We start from the raw sequence: 20920 nt of genomic DNA, 5'->3' as shown, positions 1-20920 counted from the left end.
TTGCTTTATTTCTTTTTCCGTAAGTCAAGAATATGGGGGTATTCTGGATTTACGGGAATCTCTGAATAGTCAAAAGTAGTTGATGCACCCTTACGTTCTACCATTCTACCCACAAAATTTGTTGTAGCGACTACTTGTTTGGGTTCAATTTCTCCTTGCGTATGACCAAAATCCCAAAAGCGATTAATTCTTCTGGATTCCGCCTCATAACTGTTTACGGGATAATTGTCATAGGAGAGTCCACCTGGATGAGCCACAAAATAGGTGCACCCACCTATGGATTTATTGTTCCAAGTATCTACCACGTCAAAAACCAAAGGTGTATCTACGCCCAATGTAGGATGTAAGGCAGACCAAGGTTCCCAAGCTTTATAACGGATACCGGCTACATATTCTCCTTTTACACCGGTGCTGTTCAATTGTATTTTTATACCATTACAGGTTAAAACGTAACGCTCTTCCGTAAAGTTGTTTATCTTAATTTGAACCCTCTCCAAAGAAGAATCAACATATCTAGAGGTTCCTCCTCCTGTCATCTCCTCTCCAAGTACGTTCCAAGGTTCAATGGCCATACGAAGTTCAATTTGCATGGCATTAATTTCAACCATACCATAAAGAGGGAATCTAAACTCAAAGAAAGGATCAAACCAATCCAATTGAAACGGATAACCCGCGTCATTCAGTTGCTCTACAATATCCTTAATATCTTCTTTTACATAATGTTCCAACAAGAATTTATCATGTAGCTCAGTACCCCAACGCACTAAATTGTGTTTGTACGGTTTTTTCCAGAACCAAGCAACAAGCGTACGCACCAATAACATTTGCATTAAACTCATTTGCGCATGCGGCGGCATATCAAAAGCCCGAAGCTCTAAAATGCCTAAACGACCTGATGAGCTATCTGGGGAATATAATTTATCGATACAAAATTCAGCCCTATGGGTGTTTCCCGTAATGTCTGTCAACAGGTGTCTAAAAAGCCTGTCCGTTAACCAAAACGGCACCTCTTCATCATCTGGGATTTGAGAAAAAGCGATTTCCAGTTCGTATAAATTTTCTAGTCTAGCTTCATCTACACGTGGCGCTTGACTTGTGGGACCAATAAAGGCTCCTGAAAACAAATAGGATAGACCAGGGTGATGTTGCCAAAACGTAAGTAAACTACGAAGCAACTGAGGGTTTCTGAGCAACGGACTATCTGCTGGGGTAACACCACCTAAAGTAACGTGGTTTCCGCCACCTGTACCCGTGTGTTTCCCGTCCAGCATGAACTTTTCTGTTCCTAATCTGCATTTTTTAGCTTCGGCATACAATAATAAGGTGTTATCCGTAAGCTCTTTCCAGTTCTTTGCCGGATGTACATTTACTTCTATAACCCCTGGATCAGGAGTAACTTTAAGAACCTCTAAACGGTTGTCTCTTGGTGGTTCGTAACCCTCTAAAATAACAGGCACATCCAATTCCTTGGCGGTTGCTTCTATACTGGCAATTAAATCCAAAAAGTCTTCTGCAGTATCCAAAGGCGGTAGAAAAAGAAATAACTTACCTTCTCTTACCTCTGCACAAATGGCGGTACGCACATAAGGCTGTTTTTCTAAACTTGCTTTTTTTGAAGTTGATTTTGTCCGTTGTTTCAGTTGGTAACCATAAGGTTTCAGTTTTGGTTTAGTCTCGAACATTTCTGGTTCTGCAGTAGGTTCAGAAGGTACTTCTGGATCTTCTGGTAATGAACCCAACGGTAATCGTAAACCAATTGGTGAATTACCTGGAATAAGATATAGATATTTTAAACGGAACTCCCATGGATTGGTAATCCACTGTGAGTCTTTGTTTGCTAATGGTAACACATGACCAATAATCTTATCAACACCCTGTTCTAAAATCTCGCCAAGCTTGCGTCTTAAGCCCTCATCGCTTTTAGAATATTTTTTAGGGTCAACATCAACCGGTAGTTTTCCTTCTTCGCGCATGAAATAATACCCATCTTCATAAGCGGGAATGATACTTGTATCTGTAGTACCTAATTTTTTGGATAACTTCTTTAAAAAGCTGCTGGTTATATCCTCGGGTAATTTATAAGTTTCGGCAAATGAGGCTAACAGTTTAGGGTCATTCCATACTTTTTCACCATCTTTCCGCCAATGTATTCCTATTAACCAGCGTGGTAAGGGCTCTCCAGGATACCATTTTCCTTGTGCGTGATGCAACAGGCCACCTTTACCAAATGCATTCTTTAAACTTACTGAAAGCTCACTAGCCAATTTTCTTTTATGCTCTCCGTCAGCAGCGGTGTTCCATTCCTTGGACTCCATGTCATCTATGGAAACAAAAGTAGGTTCACCGCCCATTGTTAATCTAACATCTCCTTCTTGTAACTGCTCCTCCACTTTAAAACCTAAGTCATATATAGCGTTCCACTGGTCTTCCGTATATGGTTTTGTTACCCTTGGTGATTCAAAAATTCGGGTAACTGAATTATTGAATATAAATTCCGTTTCACAAGGATCTGTCAATCCAGATACCGGTGCGGCACTTTCAAAAGAAGGTGTACAGGCCAATGGAATATGGCCCTCTCCTGCCAAAAGACCGGAAGTGGAATCCAATCCGATCCAACCTGCACCAGGTAAATATACTTCCGTCCATGCGTGTAAATCCGTGAAATCTTCTTCTGGGCCAGAAGGACCGTCCAATGATTTTTCATCAGATTTTAATTGCACCAAATAACCTGATACAAAACGTGCCGCAAGGCCTAAATGTCTTAAGGTCTGCACTAAAAGCCACGCGAAATCCCTACATGATCCCAATTTTTTATCTAAGGTCTGTTCGCAAGACTGCACGCCAGGCTCCATACGTACCGTATAATTAAGATGATTGTACAGGCTACTGTTAAGATCAATTAGAAAATCAATACTTCTCTTAGGGGTTTTCTTATCTATTTTATCTACCCATTCCTTTAATAACGGACCTTTCTCCGTAATCTCTAGATAAGGCAAAAGTTCCTTTTTTAATTCTTCCGAATAGGAAAAAGGATATTTTTCAACCGCTTCCTCAACAAAGAAATCAAAAGGATTTATAGTTTTTAAATCGGCAATAATCTCAATGTCTACGGATAGGAAATCCGTTTTCTCAGGAAATACAATACGTGCTAAATAATTACCAAAAGGATCCTGTTGCCAATTGAAAAAATGGTTTTCAGGTTTAATTTTAATTGAATAAGCTTCAATAGGGGTACGACTGTGTGGCGCGGGTCTTAGCCTAAAAATATGAGGTGAAAGATTAATTCTACGGTCATATTTATAGGTTGTTTTATGTGAGATCGAAACTTTAAGTGCCATCTAGTAAAATTAAATTCGTTACATCCTAAGATAGCGACTAATTTAAGGTTGATAGCTACTTGGTTCAAATTTTTACATAAAAAACACTAACTAGCACTATTAGAATGATGATTGCTAATATTTTATACGTTAATTGCTCTATTGCTATTTTATTAAAAACAGATGAAATGAAAAATGGGACTTACCTGGTAATGGACAACCTTCCACATCTAAAAAAAACATTATTCAATGCTATTATTATAATTGGATTAGCAGTTTAAGGATAAAAAGCAACCTAGTTTTGTTCTTTTATCTGAAGAGGACGCATCTCCCCTATTTCTATAGATTAAAAATAATTATAACTTGTAAGTTTATTTAAGAATAGAAATTTAAACAGGTATCCAATGCCATTACACCAAACTATAGTAGTATCAGTTTTTTTCCTTTTTGTAGTAAATCTAAGTTTTAGTCAGAAAGAAATACCAAAAGGAACAGTGACCAAACACGAATGGAAAAGTGATTTTTACCAGAACCATCGTGAGTACTATATATATGTTCCTGCTCAATACGATGCTAAAAAACCCGCGGCATTAATGATTTTTCAAGATGGTCATGCCTATGTAAAAGAAGACGGCTATTATAAAACCCCTACTATTTTGGATTCACTTATCAATGTTAAAGAAATACCGGTAATTATCGCACTGTTCTTGAATCCTGGGCATTATGATACTAATTTTCCTGATCAACCCTATAAAAACAGAAATCGTAGCTTTGAATATGATGTTATGGACAACCGGTATGCCACATTTTTAATTGAGGAATTTATACCTCACATAGAAAAAGACTATAACCTAACGCAAGACCGGAAAATGAGAGCCATTGCCGGACAATCATCTGGTGGAATATGTGCTTTTACCGCAGCTTGGGAACGACCAGATTATTTTCATAAGGTGATGAGCCACGTAGGTAGTTTTGTGGATTTAAGGGGTGGGCACCGGTATCCAGGTTTGGTACGAAAATCAACCAAAAGAGACATTAAGGTATTTCTACAAAGCGGCACCAATGACCAGAATAATCATGAAGGTAATTGGTGGTTAAGCAATTTACAAATGCAATCTTCTTTAAAATTTAGAGACTATGACTATAAATTCGTTGGTGGTGATGGCGGTCACAACGGAGAACATGGCGGCGCAATTTTTGCTGAATCCTTAAGTTGGTTATGGACTGAAAATTAGTAAACCTAAGTTTAATCTTCCAATAGCACTTCTAATTGTAGTGTTTTTAAATATTCCCAGAGTTCTTCAGGAGTGCTACCTATAGCTTCTGCCCCCACCAAAAAACGGTCGTTGGCATTATAATTTAAAGTTGTTTTTGTCTCCTTTTCGTTAAACTCGGTCATTACACGTGTATCATCGATTTTAGCAGCACTTTTATACCCTGTTTCTGTTTTATCCCTCCAATCACGACTTGCCATGTCCTCCATTAAAGTAAACATGTTTGCAGTTTTTTTATCAGCAGCACAATCTACAATGGTAAGTTCTATTGTTTTCTGTCCTTTTTCAAAAATCATATTTATATTGTTAGTTGTTGGCAAACGCTCCAGTTCTTTACCGATTTCATAGCTGGTCCTTCTAAAATTTCCTAACTTCTTGGGTAACCAATTTTCATATTTCTCCTTTGCAATTGGCTTAAGCATCATAAGTTGCTGCTCTTTTTCCAATAGCTCATCATTTGCCCAGTAGTTTAGATACCAATGTATACTGTCCGGAATTTTATCTACAGATTTAATTTTTATGATTTTTGGCAAACTGCCCTTTTCTGTGCCATTATCCCACTCTTCCATTTCTTCCAAAGTAGTGGACACTAGATTCCATCCTTTTGAAAACTGAAGGTCATATGTGGTTATTTTATCAAAACTGTAGGCTCCCTCCCATTCCGTTTTTTCTACACAAGTTGTATTTGCACTAGTTTCTGAATCACTAAATACCCAATATAGGGTCGTTCCCAGTTGATCCTTTCTATGCTTTTGATCCTTCTGTGTTGAAGGTATTATGGTTCCTACGCGTTGACCATACTTATGAACATCGATGTAATCTACTTTAACCAATTTTGCATTTTCATTAGAGAAAAGTGCATCAGGGTCCTTACAAAAAGAACCTCCTGCCATTTCTTGAATTGATGTCATGTACATATCGCTATTTTCTATGGTATCAAGGTTGATTTCTGGCCAAGTAAAATGGATGTTCCCATCTTCGGCAACCTTGCCTACCGTTAAAGGGTTTTCATATCCAAAAGAAGCGACTTTAATTTCTATTTCCCCTTTCGTGTAATTTTCTATTTGTTGTGCTAAACAGATTTGAAAGAGCGTACATGTAAAAAGAATTAATACAGATTTCTTGGTTTTCATAGTGTTGGTTTATTCTTGTTAAACTATTATTAGTTAGGCTATTAAGGTAACAATCTTGTAATTAATGTTTTTTTTTGGCCATTGTAAACATTTACGCATGTTTATTTTTATTTTCACTCAAATAAGGAGTGCCAATAACATAGTTTCCTTGCCCAATCAAAAAATAAGGTTTTAGAAACAAATAGATAATTCAACTTTATAGAGTATTTAAAGATAACCACTAGGATTTGCAATATTTTTCATTCCTTTTTACCACATTCATAGAATAATCCAATTAATACAGTATATTTTATTATTCGCTACATTTTTTACTTAATTTACGGTTATGTAAGGAAAATAATACTTTAATAGTCAGTTTTATCAATAATGCTTTTAAATTATAGAAAGTTGACAAAACCCTTCTATTATATTCTATTCGTCTAATGCTATAATTAATTTAATATTAAACAGACCACTAAAATCTGCTTAATTCAATATCTATTGATGAAGTACTCCATACTTTATGAGTTACGCTGTATAATGCTGCTTATTATAGCATTCTATGCATCTTCTTATACTACTATTCCAGAGCAAACGTATAAAGAAGACTTGGCCGAACTTAAGCGAATGAAAGCATCTAAAGACTTTAATGCAGAAAGTGAAAAGTATATAGACTTACTTATTAGGCTAGGAAATGACTCCTATTTATTCAAACCCGATAGTACAACAGTTTTTCTAGATGAAGCTTATGATTTGAGTAAGCGATTAAACTACTTTAAAGGACAGTGTGGTGCATTGAATGGTTTAGGAAATTATTATACGGATAGGGGAAATCTAGATTTAGCTAATTCAAAATTAAAAGAATCTCTTGCTATAGCAAATACACACAACTTGTTACAAGAGAAGCTCAATGCTTTAAATTTCATAGGACTTGCGCTATGGCAAGAAGGGAAAAACGGAATAGCTCTTACCAAATTTCTAGAGGCGTTGCCAATTGCTGAAAAAATTAACGATGTTTACATGATGGGGGCAATTAATGATAATATTGCCTTATTGTATGATGATAATAAAGACTATGACACGGCTTTGTTATTCAATGAAAAATCGCGTCAAATTAGTATAAAAAACAATTTGGATATTGCTCTTGCCCAGACATTGCTAAATATGGCTGTAATGTATAATAAACAAGAGAAGTATGCTATGGCCAGTAAAAATGTAGATGATTGTATAAACATTTTTAAAGAAACCGATCATTTTGATTGGTTGGGATATAGTTATCATGAAAAAGGAAGTATTATTCTCAATCAGCATAATTATAAAGAAGCTCAAGAATGGTTTGAGAAAGCTTTGAAAATTTTTGATGAAATTGATTTGAATATTGGTTATGCTAGAACTTATATGGGTATGGCAAGGTCTTTTTTAGGGCTATCGAACTTAGACAGAGCAGAGGATTATGGTCTAAAAGCCCTTAAAATATCCGAAGAACTAAAAGTATTTACTGATCTCATGGAGTCTAATTTTGTGTTGTCTCAAATTTATCATGAAAAAGGAGAACACTTAAAAGCGTACGAGTACTTAACCGAATATTTAAGACTATTCAAAAAGTCATCTGCCGAGAATTATCAAAAAGGATTGGGGGTTCTTAGAAGTGAAATAAAATTTGAAGATCAAAAAAAGTTATTGATCGAGGAAAACAAATCAGCTATAGCAAAACAAAGGCTATACATTTTTGCTGCATTTGCAGCATCGTTGGTTTTGGCAATTTTTCTAATATCCTTATATAAAACACATAAAATTCAAAAGAAGCTCAATAAGCAATTACAAATTAAACAAGAAGATTTAATTAAACGTGAAGCGGAACTACAGGAGGCTAACGAGACTAAAGACAAGCTGTTCTCTGTTATTGCACATGATTTAAGAGGTCCTATAAACTCATTTCATTCCTTACTGAATCTATATGTTGAAAATGGTTTGTCCAAAGAACAAATAGACATGGTTCTACCTAAGGCCCTCCACAATATAAAAGGGATTTCCGATATGCTCAACAATCTGTTGGTATGGGGCAAAACACAATTGAACGGAACTATAATTAAACCAAGTAATGTAGATATAAGAGTATTAGTTAATGAAAATATTGAGCTAATGAAGCCCTTGGCAAACAAAAAGTCAATAACTCTTTTTAATAATATCCCTAAAAACATCATAAGTTTCAGTGATCGCGATCTTATAGATATTGTCCTAAGAAATTTAATAAGCAACGCTGTAAAGTTCACTAATGAAAATGGCGAAGTGAATATTAATGTGGTAGAGATGAACCGTAAATATCGAATTGAAGTTAAGGACAACGGTGTTGGTATGGCGCAGGAAAACCAATCAAATCTTTTTGATAAGAACAATACAAAAACCTCCCATGGCACCAATAATGAAAAAGGTTCGGGTTTAGGTTTGTCACTAAGTAAAGAAATGGTAGAAAGCAATGGTGGTACCATTTGGGCGGAAAGTAAGTTACATAAGGGAACCTCTATCTTCTTTACGGTTCCTTTTAGCTCATAAAATAAGATGGTGTATAGCACAAAACCCTAATATCGTTTAGCTGTATACCATAATTACATTATTGCTTTTTTACCCTATGCGTAATTCTTCTGTTAGTAATAACATTGGGCAATTTTATGGTCAATAGCGCAGTATTAGAAGAAATTGCCGCACATAATGGCGTATTGGAGTTAGAAGCCAGTAAACGGTATTGGTTGTTGGTTTTAGCCATTCCTGGCTTTAATATAGTCAAGGAAGTGGTCTGTGTTCCTGAAAACTCCGATCCATCTGTAATGGCACTAAATGTAGCTCCGTTATCCGTACTTTCCTGCCATTGGTAAGTATTGGCATTTTGTATATTTGAAAAGAATATAGCATCTTGACCTACTAGTATTATTTCGTCTATTGGCTGTGTGGTATAATTAACTTGTGGTGTGGTATTTATCGTATGGTTTCCTAAATTCACCGGGCAAGAATTATCTCCCCAACGTGCCCATAAACTATAAGTTCCGGCAGCTAAACCCGAATAGGTAATGCTACCCATGGCATCTGATATTTGAGACCTGTAGGTACTGCCATTATCCAAACTAAATTCAATCCAAGTTTCTTGGGGGTAGTCCCTAAATACAAGTTCAATACTCCCATTATCTAATCCGCAACTCGCATCAGTAGTATTTACAGCCGCTTGCGGAGACGGATTTACAGTTACCGTCATCGTATCCGTACTTCTACAACCATTTGGTCTCGTAACGGTTACGGTATATACTAAATTTATGGGTGTTGTTAATTTTGGACCATTATATTCAAAAATAGGACTTCCTGATAACGAATTATCTAAATATCCGGTCTCCACTGGCGATATACCTGCCCATTGGTACGTATACGCAGCATTTGGATTACCCATAGCAACACTACTTGTTATTTCACAGACTTCTTTGTCCGTACCAGCTGCACCGGTTAGGGATGTGGGAGACATCATAGATGTATAGGCATCTGCACAGAAACAGCGGTTTTCGCTGGTTCGTACAGCCAATACCACATTACACACCTGCGAAGCCGGAATAGTAAAGCTAAGGGATTCTGATAGCGTATTGCCCGCTGTTATGCCTACGGTAAGTGTTTTATCGTCTAAAATAGTTTCAGATGCATCATAAATGCCATTCTGGTTCGCATCATAAAAAGCTTCAACGGTAGTTCCTACAGCAATATCAAATACAGATGTATTCTCAATATCAAAAGTAGTAACAACAGATTCATTTGTACCCGACAATTGTGCATTTGTAGCTGTGGACGTGATTTGTAAGCTTGCGCGGTCCACACTAAAGTTATAATCGTATTCACCTGTTTGTACGGAAAGTACCGGACAGAATCCGCCAGACTCCGTAGAGCAGGATATATTTTGGGTTTCATCTAAAGATGTGATAGTTATTGTTTTGTTACCACAGCTAATAAAACCAGATGTGTTTTCTGTTAGTTCATAGGTATAACCAAAGAAATCCCCAGAAACCATTCCGGGCGGAATAGTGAGTTTTATAACTTCCCTTCCGTTTGTATTTGTACTAACGCTATCAAAAGTGGCACATAAACTAGAGGTACAGGTGTAAGAGTTGGCCGCATAGGAATAACCTACCGGTAATTCTATTTCAACAAACCCATTAGAGCCAATAGGTTCAGAGGTAATAATAGTTTGCGTGTTCTCCATGACTACAGGAGTACCACAATTATCAAAACTACCGGAAACTATGTCTACATCCGTAACTACGGAATAATCTGCCGCTACACCAGAAACGTTGGTAGATACGGTCTGTGATTCTAAACTGTTACCCAATGCCGGCGTACCACATATATTATTTGCCGATGCGGAAACCTGAAAGTTCGAACCCGCTACAAAATTACAATCAGATGTCATTTTAAAACGTGTAGCCATTAATCTGCTATTGGCATTACCGCCATCGTTCAAAGTTCCGGGCAATCCTAAAGTAGGGAATTGGGTATGCTGGGTTAAATTGAATATATAATTGGAACCTGTGTTTGAACTTACACCAATCACTTCCCAATTTCCTGAACCTACCGGATATTCAGCTTCAAAACTCCCGGAAACGGGATTCATTCCCTGTGGAGCTATAATGGTGAACATCACATCCTTTATATTACCGGATTGAACGGAATTTATATTAAAAGCGTAATCCAGAGGTGTACAAATATCTATTGCCGTATTGGGCTCTTCAATAGAAATGATTTCTACTTCGCCACTTGCCGGGGTAAAAATAAGGTCTAGCTCTTCCTTACTACAGGTCTCTACGTTGGGATCTGTTGGGTATTCATTACAGTTCCATCCGCCCAAAACTTTCAAGGTAGTCTCTACACAACTGGCATATGAGAATTCCACTCTATAATCCTTATAACTACTGCTTGTTAAACCTGTAGTTCCCAATTGATAGAGATTTCCACCGGGATATGCTGTAGGTGCTACATCAAGACCTGTAGCCATATCCACTACCCTCTCAATCTGTACGTTAGGAACATCATCTATTGAAAACCAATTGTATGGCGCTGTTTTGGAGCCTGAATTGGCCATGCGCACCACCCAACTTTCAATAGGTTCGGAGGCTTGGATTGCTCCTGTTTGATTGGTAAGTGTTATTTCCGGGTGTTCATAATGTGTAATGGTTCTGGCATTTGTTTGTATAATTTCATATTCGGTACTTGATGGATCATCATCTGCATAGTGATAGTAATAATCTTTAATTTTGAAATTGAACCTTATAGGTTCTGTTCTTTCGGTATTACAGGTAGCCCTTACTTTAAAAGGATAAAGTCTTCCGTAGGCATTGGTAACCGTTAAGCCAACTCCCGGCCAATCTCCGGGGTTATCGAACGTATACGTATTGCCCGAAACTGTATTGGCAGTTAACACCCCACCGCCACTAATGGTTGCCTCTATCAACTCGTATCCAGGTGGAATTACGGCTTCTATGGATTCCACGTACATTACAGGTCTATATTCGGATTGGTAATAAAACCCTGCCGTATCAAATCTTCGCGCCAAATAATTAGTGCTTCCGCCTAAGGAGCTTATATCACAACCGTAGGTAGAATAAGTGTTTGTACCTATTAAACTCCGGGTACCTACCAAATACATTTCCGGGGTAAAAAAATTACAATACAATTGATCGCCTGTTACGCCATCCGTATTATAAAAATACCATTGTCCACCAGATTGCACATCATGTTGTGTCATACTATTAGAAGTAACTTGATACCTGGAGATAGTCTCTATTTCATCACCATTCAATAATCCGCCAGTAGGAATTAAGGCACTTAAGTTCCAATCTATTATTTGGTCCGCGGTAGTTGAGTTGGCCATAGAGAAATTGGTAAGAGTTCCGTTAGAAACCGTGGTACCATTTCTTTTTATCGTTACATCTACCTCTAAAGGCGTTATTTTATTTGTAGAGGCATTTATTTTATCTAAAACCAAACGGGCCCCTAAAGTAGCAGAAGGCCCATTTTGTATTGCGTTGCCATGTAGTTCTATTTCATCTAAATATAATGCCTTGGATAAGTCGTATGCACTTATATTGGCGGCTACTTGCTTGGTAGACATGGAACTATTGGTCCAACCTAAAGAATTATCGGCACGTCTTACAATGGGTATACCGCTAGTTGGCCCTATGACACAGGTGCTAGGACAACTGGCGTTGGTGGTCAGGGTGCCGCAAGCAAGCTCTCCTTTACAAGAACAGCCTGTAGCCGGATTGTTTATTTTTTTGAATTTATAGCTCAAAGAAAGATCGGAACCCGCACTACAATCATAAACCAAATCAATTAAAGCAAAGCCAATATTATTGTTGGGTGATGTTATAGTGACTATATTCCCTGATTGCGTATAACTAGAAGAAACGGGACTACCCGAACCTGGAAATTCGCCATACAACCATTCTACGTTACCCGTTCCAGATACCGAAACACCAGGAGGTAGTGTAAGCTCATATACATATCTGGAACTGGCATCGTCAAAATCATCTTTCTGTCTATAATACCCAATACTTAATCTGGTTCTAAAAGGAACGTTATTATCAATGTTTGCAGGAATGTAACCTGTAGTTACAAAGGCAGATTGTGTATATGCCAAAGAGGACCCTTGGGCATATAAACGTTGTGATGAAACCTCTGTCTCATCGCACATAGTACTATATATTACTGATCCAGCAAAATTATCCATTACCGTGCTTACTCCACAGGTAGGGGAACAATTAATGGCTACATCTACCACAATAGAAACTTTAGAATCTTTTGGTAAATCATCATAAAAACCATCCCCATCAATGTCATCTAGACCCACACCGGCACCGTCTGGATCGGTGGTAAAATAATCCTCTAAGTCTACAGTTAATTTTCTACCTACATACACCCACGGTACACTTTGCGAATTTAATGTAGCATTGGAAATTGAATATATGGTACTCAACGGTGTTAAGGATAAGCTGCCCGTACCTCTTCCTTTTAATAGTTTTAAGTTGTACATGGTAGCGGCATTTGAATCTCCCGTACCTGCATTTACATATTCCGCCTCTACTTTAAAAGGCGTACACATATCCACATAACCAATTTTTGTATTTCTATTGGATTGAAAATCAGGTGTCCCCGTTGCCATGTTTATTCCCCCTGTACCGCTAACTGTTGTACACCAATCTACAGGATCCGAATTACAGCCCCAACCAGTTTGATAATCCGTAACAGGACTACACGTTTTAATTTCAATAGTTTCAGTAAAAGTCAATGTTTCCCCATTGCACAACTGGCCATCAGCCGTAAGATCCGTACCTGAAATACTGTAGTTATAAACAGAGCCTACCACCGAGGATGGACTTATAACGTTTCCGCCCAATGTTAGATTTTGTTGCTCAATTCCAGTACCGTTATAATCAATGGTAAAATGTACGGCATTGGCGCAACCATCTGCACCATTGGTTATACTAAAAGTTCTACTACGAACATCATTGATCAGCGCATCATTTAATGTTTGGGGCTGAACGAATGTTAGCGAAGGGTAATTAATGGTATAAGGCGTTGTTTCCTCATCGGATACGGAACCATTTATGTCACCAATTACCTTATCTACAAAAACATTACCGTTAAGTACATTGGAATAAGCATCACAATAAGCTTTTCTCAGGATAGTAAATTCAATAAAATTACCAACGGCCAAGTTGGTTGGTCCTATAGTAAAAATAGGTTGATTTGCAGTCCCTCCATTATCTGAAATGGTTAAGCTACTTGTTCCTCCTATTTTTAAAACCGACCCAACTTCATATTGCATACCATCGGCCAAATCTATGGTAACTGTTGCGCCTGTTGCGGAGGCTTCGATCACGTTCATTTTTACCGTCAAAAGACTTGCCTGATTACACACCGTAGCATTTTCCGGTGCCTCTGGAAAGGAAATCAAAAAGGACTGCGAATAACTAAAAAAGGAAAGCAGGAAGACCCCTATAAAAGCTGTCTTTTTTAAATATTCTTTTACGCTATAATACATATACTTTGGTATTACCCCTTATTTTGTAGCTAATAGTCAATTGTAGCTTTGGTGGTTAACAACCAAATTTAAAAGTTTATACTAGGATCCCACACTCTATGTTGGCTACTAAGGGAGTTTTGTGGTAAACAGCCTTTTAACGAACATTTAATACCTTTTAACGGATAAAAAAAAAGATGTTATATGCTATAAGTATTTGATTTACCTTAAATAACCACACCCATTCTTCTTAGCTATGCACTCAGAAACCGAATGTTTACGGTTAGCATCCGATAAAATACCTGTTTCACCAATGCATGACAATGCTTAAAGTGATTTCAAACTTTTATAAATTAAAACGTGTATATTTTACAATTGTTTTTTTTAACGTATTTTGTGCTGTTCAATGTAATGAACATTCGTATCTGAACTAACCTTAAAGACTCATGAGTTATCATACCTTTTTTACTTATTTTTCCTTTTTATTGCTACCCTTTTTATTATATAGTCAGGAAGGTAAAACAGCAAGCGAAACCACCCAAAGACCCAATATTGTTTTCATTATTGCCGATGATGTTAATTGGAACGATATTGGCCCATACGGCCATAAGAATATTAGAACGCCCAATTTGGACCAATTGGCAAAAGACGGTATGTTATTTACCGATGCCTTTTTAACCACAAGCTCATGTAGCCCAAGTAGAACCAGTATTATTTCTGGACTATACCCCCATAATACGGATGCCGAACAATTGGCTTGGCCATTACCGGAAGACAAAAAAACCTTTGTTCAAGAGCTGAAAAATGCCGGATACTGGACCGGTTTGGCCGGAAAATATCACCTTGGCGAATCCGTAAACGATGATTTTGATGTGTTGTGGGAAATGCAATGGAATGACAACATTGGATTAAAAGGTCTGGACAGAAGATTAGTTGGCGATGGTAGTGGTTGTGATGATTGGATCAAGCTATTACAAGAAAGACCTAAAGACCAGCCGTTTTTTACGTGGTTAGCCTCTGCTGATGCCCACAGACCTTTTTATGAGGGCATTATTGAAAATCCACACGGACCGGAAGATGTGATTTTACCGCCTTATGTACCTAATACGGACGGGGTTAAAAAGGACTTTGCTCTGTACTACGATGAGGTTTCTAGAATGGACGAGTATATCGGTAAAGTAGTGGCGGAATTAGAAGCGCAGAACGTAGCCGATAATACCATTATACTTTTTGTTTCGGATAACGGGAGAGCTTTCCCAAGAGATAAAACTACCTTATACGAAGGCGGTATAAAAACCCCTTGGATCATTAAATGGCCCGCAAAAATTAAAGGCGGACAAACCAATACGGAATTGGTTAGCTCTGTGGATATAGCACCAACTTTTATGCAAATGGCAGGATTAGAACCCTTGCAGGAGTTTGACGGCCTTAGTTTTATGCCCTTATTGGAGAACAATGATATAGCGATTCGCGATGAAATATATGCCGAAGACCATTTTCATGATTATGAAGATTATACCAGAGCAGTACGTACCAAACAATTTAAGTACATAAAGAATTACTATGCAGATTTACCGAATACACCTTCGGCGGATATTATTAGAGGTTTGGGTTGGCAAAGCATGCTTGAGGAAAAAGAAAAAGGGACCTTAAACGAAGCGCAACTAAAATGCTTTATTACCCCTAGGGATACCGATGAACTTTTTGACATCATCAAAGACCCCAACGAACTGAACAACCTGGCAGGCAACCCAGAATACAGCGGCGTATTGCAGGATTTAAAATCTAGATTGGAGAAAATCAGAACCGCCACTAATGATGTACTTCCTACGGAAAGAACTCCGGACGATTTCTTCAGGGAAACAGGCTTGCCTACCAAATATCGCATACGCCCAAGACCCTCTAAAGCAGTTTATATGAAAGCTCGCAAAGAAGGTAGAGTTTTGGTGAATCCTGATTTTGTTGACTAGTACAATCCGATAGAAATAAGTGATAAAATATGACCCACAAAAAAGCCTAATCTAAGATTGGGCTTTTATAATTTGTAACGCAATTGTTTTATTTCAAAAGAACGTCTTCTTTCATAAAATCCGTATACGGGCAGTAACACTTAAGGTTTTTTATTCTATTGTGTTTGGTACAATAATTCAATTTAATAAGCCTATTTAAATGACTGGAAAAAGCTTTTTATTAGGTCGTAATTCATTAATTAACAAGAAGAAAGTTCTCACAAATTACTGTTAATTACCACTTAACGATATCCCAATTAGCATTTATTTTATTCTTCGCCCTATATATTTACGACTCAAAAATCAAGAAATGATAAAACATCTACCCCTATTTCTTTTTTTAGGTTGTACCCATTTGCAGGCCCAAAAAGAAGAACAAACAAAAATGCCGAACTCTTTTTTAGACCGCACGGAATTCAAAGCAGGTTATTTTGGTAACATCCTATGGAACAACGGAATTAACGTTGGTGCCGAGTATCTATGGAAAGAAAATTCAAGGATCAAAGAACGAAAAAAAGGCAACAAGACCATCACACACCAATTTTTATTAAATGGAAACTTGGGCGCTACCACCAATTTTTTTAACCAAACAAATACAGGTCTTTTTACGAACTACGGACTAACGTGGCGCAGAACGAACCACAAGGGGAAACAAATCAGTGTGGAATTTAATCCTTTGGGATATTACCGATCCTTTTTACCGGAAACATATGAAGTAAACGGAGATAATGTAGATAAAGTTTTCCTAGCAGGTAGAGGGTATTACTCACCCTCACTCTCCATTGGTTTTGGAAAACAACGAAAAGGTAAAAAGCTCACAGGGCGATATTTTAACGTAAATTTTTCTGTGCGTACAGACTATAACGCAGGTTCTCTACCAGTCGTTTCTTTGGAATATGGCTATCGTTTTAATTTTAAAAAGAAAAAATAATGCACAGATATACTTTAAATCTTATGAAGCCACTTCTACTAGTAGTTGCATTGTTCAGTCTTTTCTCTTGTTCTAATGATGATGAGATAGATAATTTAAGCGAAACTTTTTTTGTGCGTCATGAAAATGCAGATATGCCCGCTTATGTTCATGGCAACGCCACAGAAAAAATATTTCTGATTGTATTGAACGGAGGTCCGGGAGGTTTTGGCTTGACCTATAGGACAAAAACCTTTATAGAAACAATTGAAGAAAAGTATGCCGTAGTGTATTTTGACCAACGCGGTTCTGGTGTTTCTCAAGGCAAGTACTTAGAAAAAGAGGTTACTGTAGATCTAATGGCCGAGGATGTTTTAGCATTGGCCAAGGTGATAAAAGAAAAATATGGAGACGATTCTAAATTAGTTTTAATGGGCCATAGCTGGGGAGGCACCTTAGGTACCGCTACCCTATTGAAAGATCAAGATGAGTTTATGGGTTGGATTGATGTTGATGGGGCTCACGACCCTAAAGCAATGTATTTGGAATATATTACCAACCATGCAAAAATAGCAAACGAACAAATAGCTTTGGGTAATAGCCTTGACTATTGGGAAACAGTTTTGCAGTTAACGGATAGCGTTTCACCGAGTTATGATCAAGACAATTTTTTTGATCTAAATCGTGAAGCTTTTACGGCAGAAGAACAACTTGTAGAAGATGATTTTATAAACGAAGAAAATTGGGAAGATGAAATTGGCGTTAACTACAACGTATTCATGGCCTTATGGAACTCTGGCCAAATTTTAAAAATCCTAACGAACAATGGCCTTTGGGAAGATATATCATATACCGATAGACTTTCTGAAATTACGATTCCATCTTTGATTATTACTGGAAAGCATGACTTGATAGTTCCTTCTAAGTTTGCGGAAGAGGCATTAGCTAATATTGGGTCGGAAGATAAAGAACTTCTGGTTTTTGAACGTTCAGGCCATAGTCCTATGGCCAGTGAAAAGGAGTTGTTTGCAGAGAAGATACTTGAGTTCATTGATAGAATTAAATAAGTAAGTTGCAGAGTTTGATTAATAAACGGTACAAAAAAAGCCCAATCTTAGATTGGGCTTTCTATAATTTATAGGGTACCGATTTTATTTCAAAAGAAAATCTTCTTTCTTAAAACCGTTATTGAATTTTATGTTCGTCATAGTGTATGTACCACCTTTAACATAACCCCCTTCTTTGTTTGGCATATAGCTCTCACGTACGGTAGATAGTAACACACCATCTACGTTTTCGTAGGTCAAGGTCATTTTTAAAATAGGGGCATTAACACCAAAGGCTGGTAACGAAAAGAAAAACTGATCTATTAAGTGTGTTTCTGGATTGAAATACAAAATATATTCATCGTTTTGCTCTTTTTTGGTCACATCGGCATTATAAGTCAAGCTTATTTTGTCATAGGTAACATCACCCACTTTTTCGGTGCCAAGGTATTTATAGTTTGTTCCTGGGTTCGTTAACTTGTACATCATTGCGAACCAGTAAAAGTTTACTTTACGCAAGAAAACCGTACCTCCAATAGCTTTAGCATCGGTAATGGCTTTTCCATCTAATGTCAATGCAGGTTTTTCATCTACTAAAGACTGTACCGCTACACCTTTTTGTGTAGGTAGTAGATTAATCTCATGTTGGTCATAAGAACCCCAGGACTGTTCCCCGTTAAAAATGTAACGTTCTGTTGATACATCTTTACCTTTGTCAAAATTGTCATATACATAGTGGTATTCCACATCTTTTTTAGCGGCCAAAGTTCCGTAACCACCATTTACCTCTTCTAATGCATCTAATAATTCTATTACTTTAGCATCTGTATCCTGGGCGTTTACTGCAGTAACTGCTGCAAAGGTCATTAACGTAGCGGCAAAAACATTTTTTAATTTTGTATTCATCCTATTATTTTTATAATTCTGTTTTCTAATAGGCGGATTAGTCCGTTACAAATACGAACCTTACAGAAAATTTAATTTTTAATATTAATTATCTCAATTACAGACGAATGCATTTAACATTAGCCCCATATAATAGCCAAATACTACAGTAAACCACCTCGGGGCAAGCCCACAAGGCTTTTAAAAGGAATACATTTTTATTTAAAGCCAAGCCCACGAGCATTTACTCTCAATTATCGCGTAAACTCAATTGCATGTCGTAAGTACGGATTACATCACTATGCCTAAAAAAGCGATATATTTGATAATCGGATTCTATAATTAACAAACCACCCCAATTATGACTTTAACACCTCATATTTTAGTCAATGGACACAAGCATGTACGCTACCAGGAGAATATACTATCCCAAAAAGAATTGCTAAAACAAAGTCAGGCACTCTATTCCCATTTGAACAAACGAAGGTCCGTACGGGAATATGCGGATACGCCTGTACCTAAGGAAGTTATAGAAACTTTAATAAAAACAGCTTCAACAGCTCCTTCCGGTGCCCATAAACAGCCTTGGACGTTCTGTGCCGTCTCTAACCCTGCCCTTAAAACCAAGATTAAGGAAGCTGCCGAAGCGGAGGAAAAAGAAAGCTACGAAAGCCGAATGAGCGACCGTTGGAAAAAGGACCTAGAACCTTTGGGAACGGATATGCACAAACCGTTTCTGGAAATTGCTCCGTGGCTCATTATCGTTTTTAAAAAGGTCCATGACCTGGATGAGAACGGTGAAAAAGTAAACAACTACTATGTAAATGAATCCGTAGGTATTGCTTGTGGCATGCTTATCACCGCTATACATAATGCGGGGTTGGTTACGTTGACCCACACCCCTAGCCCCATGAATTTCTTAGCGAAGCTATTAAACAGACCTAGTAATGAACGGGCTTTTTTGTTGCTTCCCGTCGGATATCCCAAATCACCTACCTACGTGCCGGATATTGAAAGAAAACCGTTGGACGAGGTGGCGGAGTTCTACGAGTAGTTTCTATAGGTTCTAGAACTCATTTAAAAGTGTCACTATTTTTACGGAATGAGCCCGCAGAAGTGGCTACGAACGTCTATTTTCCGTGATATCCATAAACATCAAATATGGACACAACACCTTAAACCGGAAATATGACAAAAGACGATTTATTAGGAAAAGAGATGAGCAACCTCTACGCCATCGCAAAACAGGTAAACCACTATTTTAACGGAAGCGATATCAGTTTTCTTAAGACTAGAATGCAAAAGTTATTGAGCAACTACGTAAAGTTTAGCTGTAGGCATGAAGAACAGACCGCAGAAATGCTCCGAAACCTTCACGTAAACCCTGGCAACACCGTAGATTCCATTGTAAATCAAATGACCGAAAATCTGGACGAAATCGTCAAAAGCGACCTTAGTGATTCCGTAAAACAGTTGAGCTACGAACTGTCTCTGAACCGACTCATTTCATATCATAGAGCCAATATTGAAAATATTCAGCATTTGTTGTAAATAAAAAATATCTGTTAGTTCCGCCGGAGCCATTTAATATTAATCCGCTATAGTCAAACGCTTATTTTACAGTCAGTTTACAGATTCAGAATATTAATATTTAGCTTTAAATGTAATATTTTAAATCACACTAATACAAATACTTAACCTCACATAGAATTCTATAAGAGTAATACTTCTTATTAATTTTTAATATCTTCCTATTCCAAATCTTTGGTTGTAATTTTAGAGGTAATAAAGGATGACGTTACGCGAAGTTTCGGAATTTTAAGAGTAGCTAAATTGCTCAGCTTATAATGTCCTTCTCTAGCGAAGTATTTTTCTCTAAAAGAAACTGAATCCTATCCATGAGGTTGGCAAGTTCTACAGTCTCTTTACTATCTAGATTGCTAATATTAGAGGCTACTAATTCCGTAGAACGACTATCCAGTTTTTGATATTCCGTTCTCCCCTTTTCGGTTAAGTTAATCACGTACGCACGTTTGTCCGTTGCGGAGCGTGATTTTGTTAAAAGGGAGTTAGAAATTAATTTTTTGATTACCCTACTCAAATATCCCTCGTCCAGCTTCAACTTTTTATTGATTTCCGTTGCCGTGGTGTTCGGTGTGGCATTCACTTCATTGATGATGTGTGCTTCCGTAAGCGTATAACCACTCTTGACTACGGTATTTTCCAATAGCCCTATCGCCCTAACATAATATCTATTGAATGCCCGTATCCGATCTATCGTTTCTAATCCCATAATCCAAATCTACATTAATTACTT

At 37.5% G+C, this 20920-nt stretch carries 12 protein-coding genes; 7 read left to right on the top strand and 5 right to left on the bottom strand.

Annotated elements, in window-relative coordinates; translation table 11 throughout:
* Positions 1-5: 5 nt before the first annotated feature.
* Positions 6-3338, bottom strand: coding sequence for a DUF2126 domain-containing protein (locus tag KO521_RS07495; protein WP_215939274.1), 3333 nt, complete (start codon positions 3336-3338; stop codon positions 6-8).
* Between the two features lie 383 nt (positions 3339-3721).
* On the opposite strand from KO521_RS07495, the gene KO521_RS07490 reads away from it, so the two are divergent.
* The gene (locus KO521_RS07490) at positions 3722-4552 is read left to right on the top strand and encodes an alpha/beta hydrolase (RefSeq protein WP_215939273.1); all 831 of its coding nucleotides are present in this window, start codon (positions 3722-3724) and stop codon (positions 4550-4552) included.
* Positions 4553-4563: 11 nt separating this feature from the next.
* Here the strand turns inward: KO521_RS07490 and KO521_RS07485 are convergent, their stop codons facing one another.
* Positions 4564-5724: a hypothetical protein gene (locus KO521_RS07485; protein ID WP_215939272.1), complete on the bottom strand. Its 1161-nt coding sequence runs from the start codon at positions 5722-5724 to the stop codon at positions 4564-4566.
* A gap of 483 nt (positions 5725-6207) precedes the next feature.
* On the opposite strand from KO521_RS07485, the gene KO521_RS07480 reads away from it, so the two are divergent.
* Complete coding sequence (locus KO521_RS07480) at positions 6208-8256, top strand: tetratricopeptide repeat-containing sensor histidine kinase (RefSeq protein ID WP_215939271.1); 2049 nt, start codon at positions 6208-6210, stop codon at positions 8254-8256.
* Positions 8257-8314: 58 nt separating this feature from the next.
* On the opposite strand, the gene KO521_RS07475 is transcribed toward KO521_RS07480, so the two are convergent.
* Complete coding sequence (locus tag KO521_RS07475) at positions 8315-13774, bottom strand: hypothetical protein (RefSeq protein ID WP_215939270.1); 5460 nt, start codon at positions 13772-13774, stop codon at positions 8315-8317.
* A gap of 425 nt (positions 13775-14199) precedes the next feature.
* Here KO521_RS07475 and KO521_RS07470 point away from each other — a divergent pair, with 425 nt between their 5' ends.
* The 3 genes from KO521_RS07470 to KO521_RS07460 all read left to right on the top strand — a co-directional run bounded on the left by KO521_RS07470 (position 14200) and on the right by KO521_RS07460 (position 17739).
* A complete protein-coding gene (locus KO521_RS07470) occupies positions 14200-15723 on the top strand; it encodes a sulfatase family protein (protein WP_215939269.1) in 1524 nt (507 codons plus the stop codon).
* 349 nt (positions 15724-16072) lie between these two features.
* Positions 16073-16693 carry a hypothetical protein gene (locus tag KO521_RS07465; protein ID WP_215939268.1) on the top strand — a complete coding sequence of 207 codons (621 nt, stop codon included), beginning with the start codon at positions 16073-16075 and terminating at the stop codon, positions 16691-16693.
* Positions 16693-17739 (top strand): alpha/beta fold hydrolase, encoded by a 1047-nt coding sequence (locus tag KO521_RS07460; protein WP_215939267.1) that lies wholly within the window; start codon positions 16693-16695, stop codon positions 17737-17739. Before KO521_RS07465 ends, KO521_RS07460 begins: the two co-directional genes overlap by 1 nt.
* Positions 17740-17823: 84 nt before the next feature.
* Here the strand turns inward: KO521_RS07460 and KO521_RS07455 are convergent, their stop codons facing one another.
* Positions 17824-18624: a DUF6503 family protein gene (locus KO521_RS07455; RefSeq protein WP_215939266.1), complete on the bottom strand. Its 801-nt coding sequence runs from the start codon at positions 18622-18624 to the stop codon at positions 17824-17826.
* A 340-nt stretch (positions 18625-18964) separates the two neighbouring features.
* Between KO521_RS07455 and KO521_RS07450 the strand changes: the two genes are divergently transcribed.
* Both KO521_RS07450 and KO521_RS07445 read left to right on the top strand, forming a co-directional pair.
* A complete protein-coding gene (locus KO521_RS07450) occupies positions 18965-19657 on the top strand; it encodes a nitroreductase family protein (protein WP_215939265.1) in 693 nt (230 codons plus the stop codon).
* Positions 19658-19791: 134 nt separating this feature from the next.
* Entirely contained in the window at positions 19792-20154 is a 363-nt protein-coding gene (locus tag KO521_RS07445) for a hypothetical protein (RefSeq protein ID WP_215939264.1), read from the top strand.
* Positions 20155-20440: 286 nt separating this feature from the next.
* Here KO521_RS07445 and KO521_RS07440 read toward each other — a convergent pair whose 3' ends face one another.
* Positions 20441-20896: a MarR family winged helix-turn-helix transcriptional regulator gene (locus KO521_RS07440; protein WP_252729920.1), complete on the bottom strand. Its 456-nt coding sequence runs from the start codon at positions 20894-20896 to the stop codon at positions 20441-20443.
* Between the last annotated feature and the right edge of the window lie 24 nt (positions 20897-20920).

This window comes from Zobellia uliginosa (assembly GCF_018860745.1).
GTDB classification, from domain to species: Bacteria; Bacteroidota; Bacteroidia; order Flavobacteriales; family Flavobacteriaceae; genus Zobellia; species Zobellia uliginosa_B.
Note: the sequence above shows the minus strand (reverse complement) of the source record. Positions and strands in the feature narration are given on the sequence as shown.

Excerpts from the sequence above, each read along its gene's own strand:
- KO521_RS07470 (WP_215939269.1), top strand. The coding sequence starts at position 14,200 with ATGAGTTATCATACCTTTTTTACTTATTTTTCCTTTTTATTGCTACCC.
- KO521_RS07490 (WP_215939273.1), top strand. The coding sequence starts at position 3,722 with ATGCCATTACACCAAACTATAGTAGTATCAGTTTTTTTCCTTTTTGTA.
- KO521_RS07485 (WP_215939272.1), bottom strand. The coding sequence starts at position 5,724 with ATGAAAACCAAGAAATCTGTATTAATTCTTTTTACATGTACGCTCTTT.
- KO521_RS07440 (WP_252729920.1), bottom strand. The coding sequence starts at position 20,896 with ATGGGATTAGAAACGATAGATCGGATACGGGCATTCAATAGATATTAT.
- KO521_RS07475 (WP_215939270.1), bottom strand. The coding sequence starts at position 13,774 with ATGTATTATAGCGTAAAAGAATATTTAAAAAAGACAGCTTTTATAGGG.
- KO521_RS07455 (WP_215939266.1), bottom strand. The coding sequence starts at position 18,624 with ATGAATACAAAATTAAAAAATGTTTTTGCCGCTACGTTAATGACCTTT.
- KO521_RS07495 (WP_215939274.1), bottom strand. The coding sequence starts at position 3,338 with ATGGCACTTAAAGTTTCGATCTCACATAAAACAACCTATAAATATGAC.
- KO521_RS07450 (WP_215939265.1), top strand. The coding sequence starts at position 18,965 with ATGACTTTAACACCTCATATTTTAGTCAATGGACACAAGCATGTACGC.
- KO521_RS07445 (WP_215939264.1), top strand. The coding sequence starts at position 19,792 with ATGACAAAAGACGATTTATTAGGAAAAGAGATGAGCAACCTCTACGCC.
- KO521_RS07480 (WP_215939271.1), top strand. The coding sequence starts at position 6,208 with ATGAAGTACTCCATACTTTATGAGTTACGCTGTATAATGCTGCTTATT.
- KO521_RS07465 (WP_215939268.1), top strand. The coding sequence starts at position 16,073 with ATGATAAAACATCTACCCCTATTTCTTTTTTTAGGTTGTACCCATTTG.
- KO521_RS07460 (WP_215939267.1), top strand. The coding sequence starts at position 16,693 with ATGCACAGATATACTTTAAATCTTATGAAGCCACTTCTACTAGTAGTT.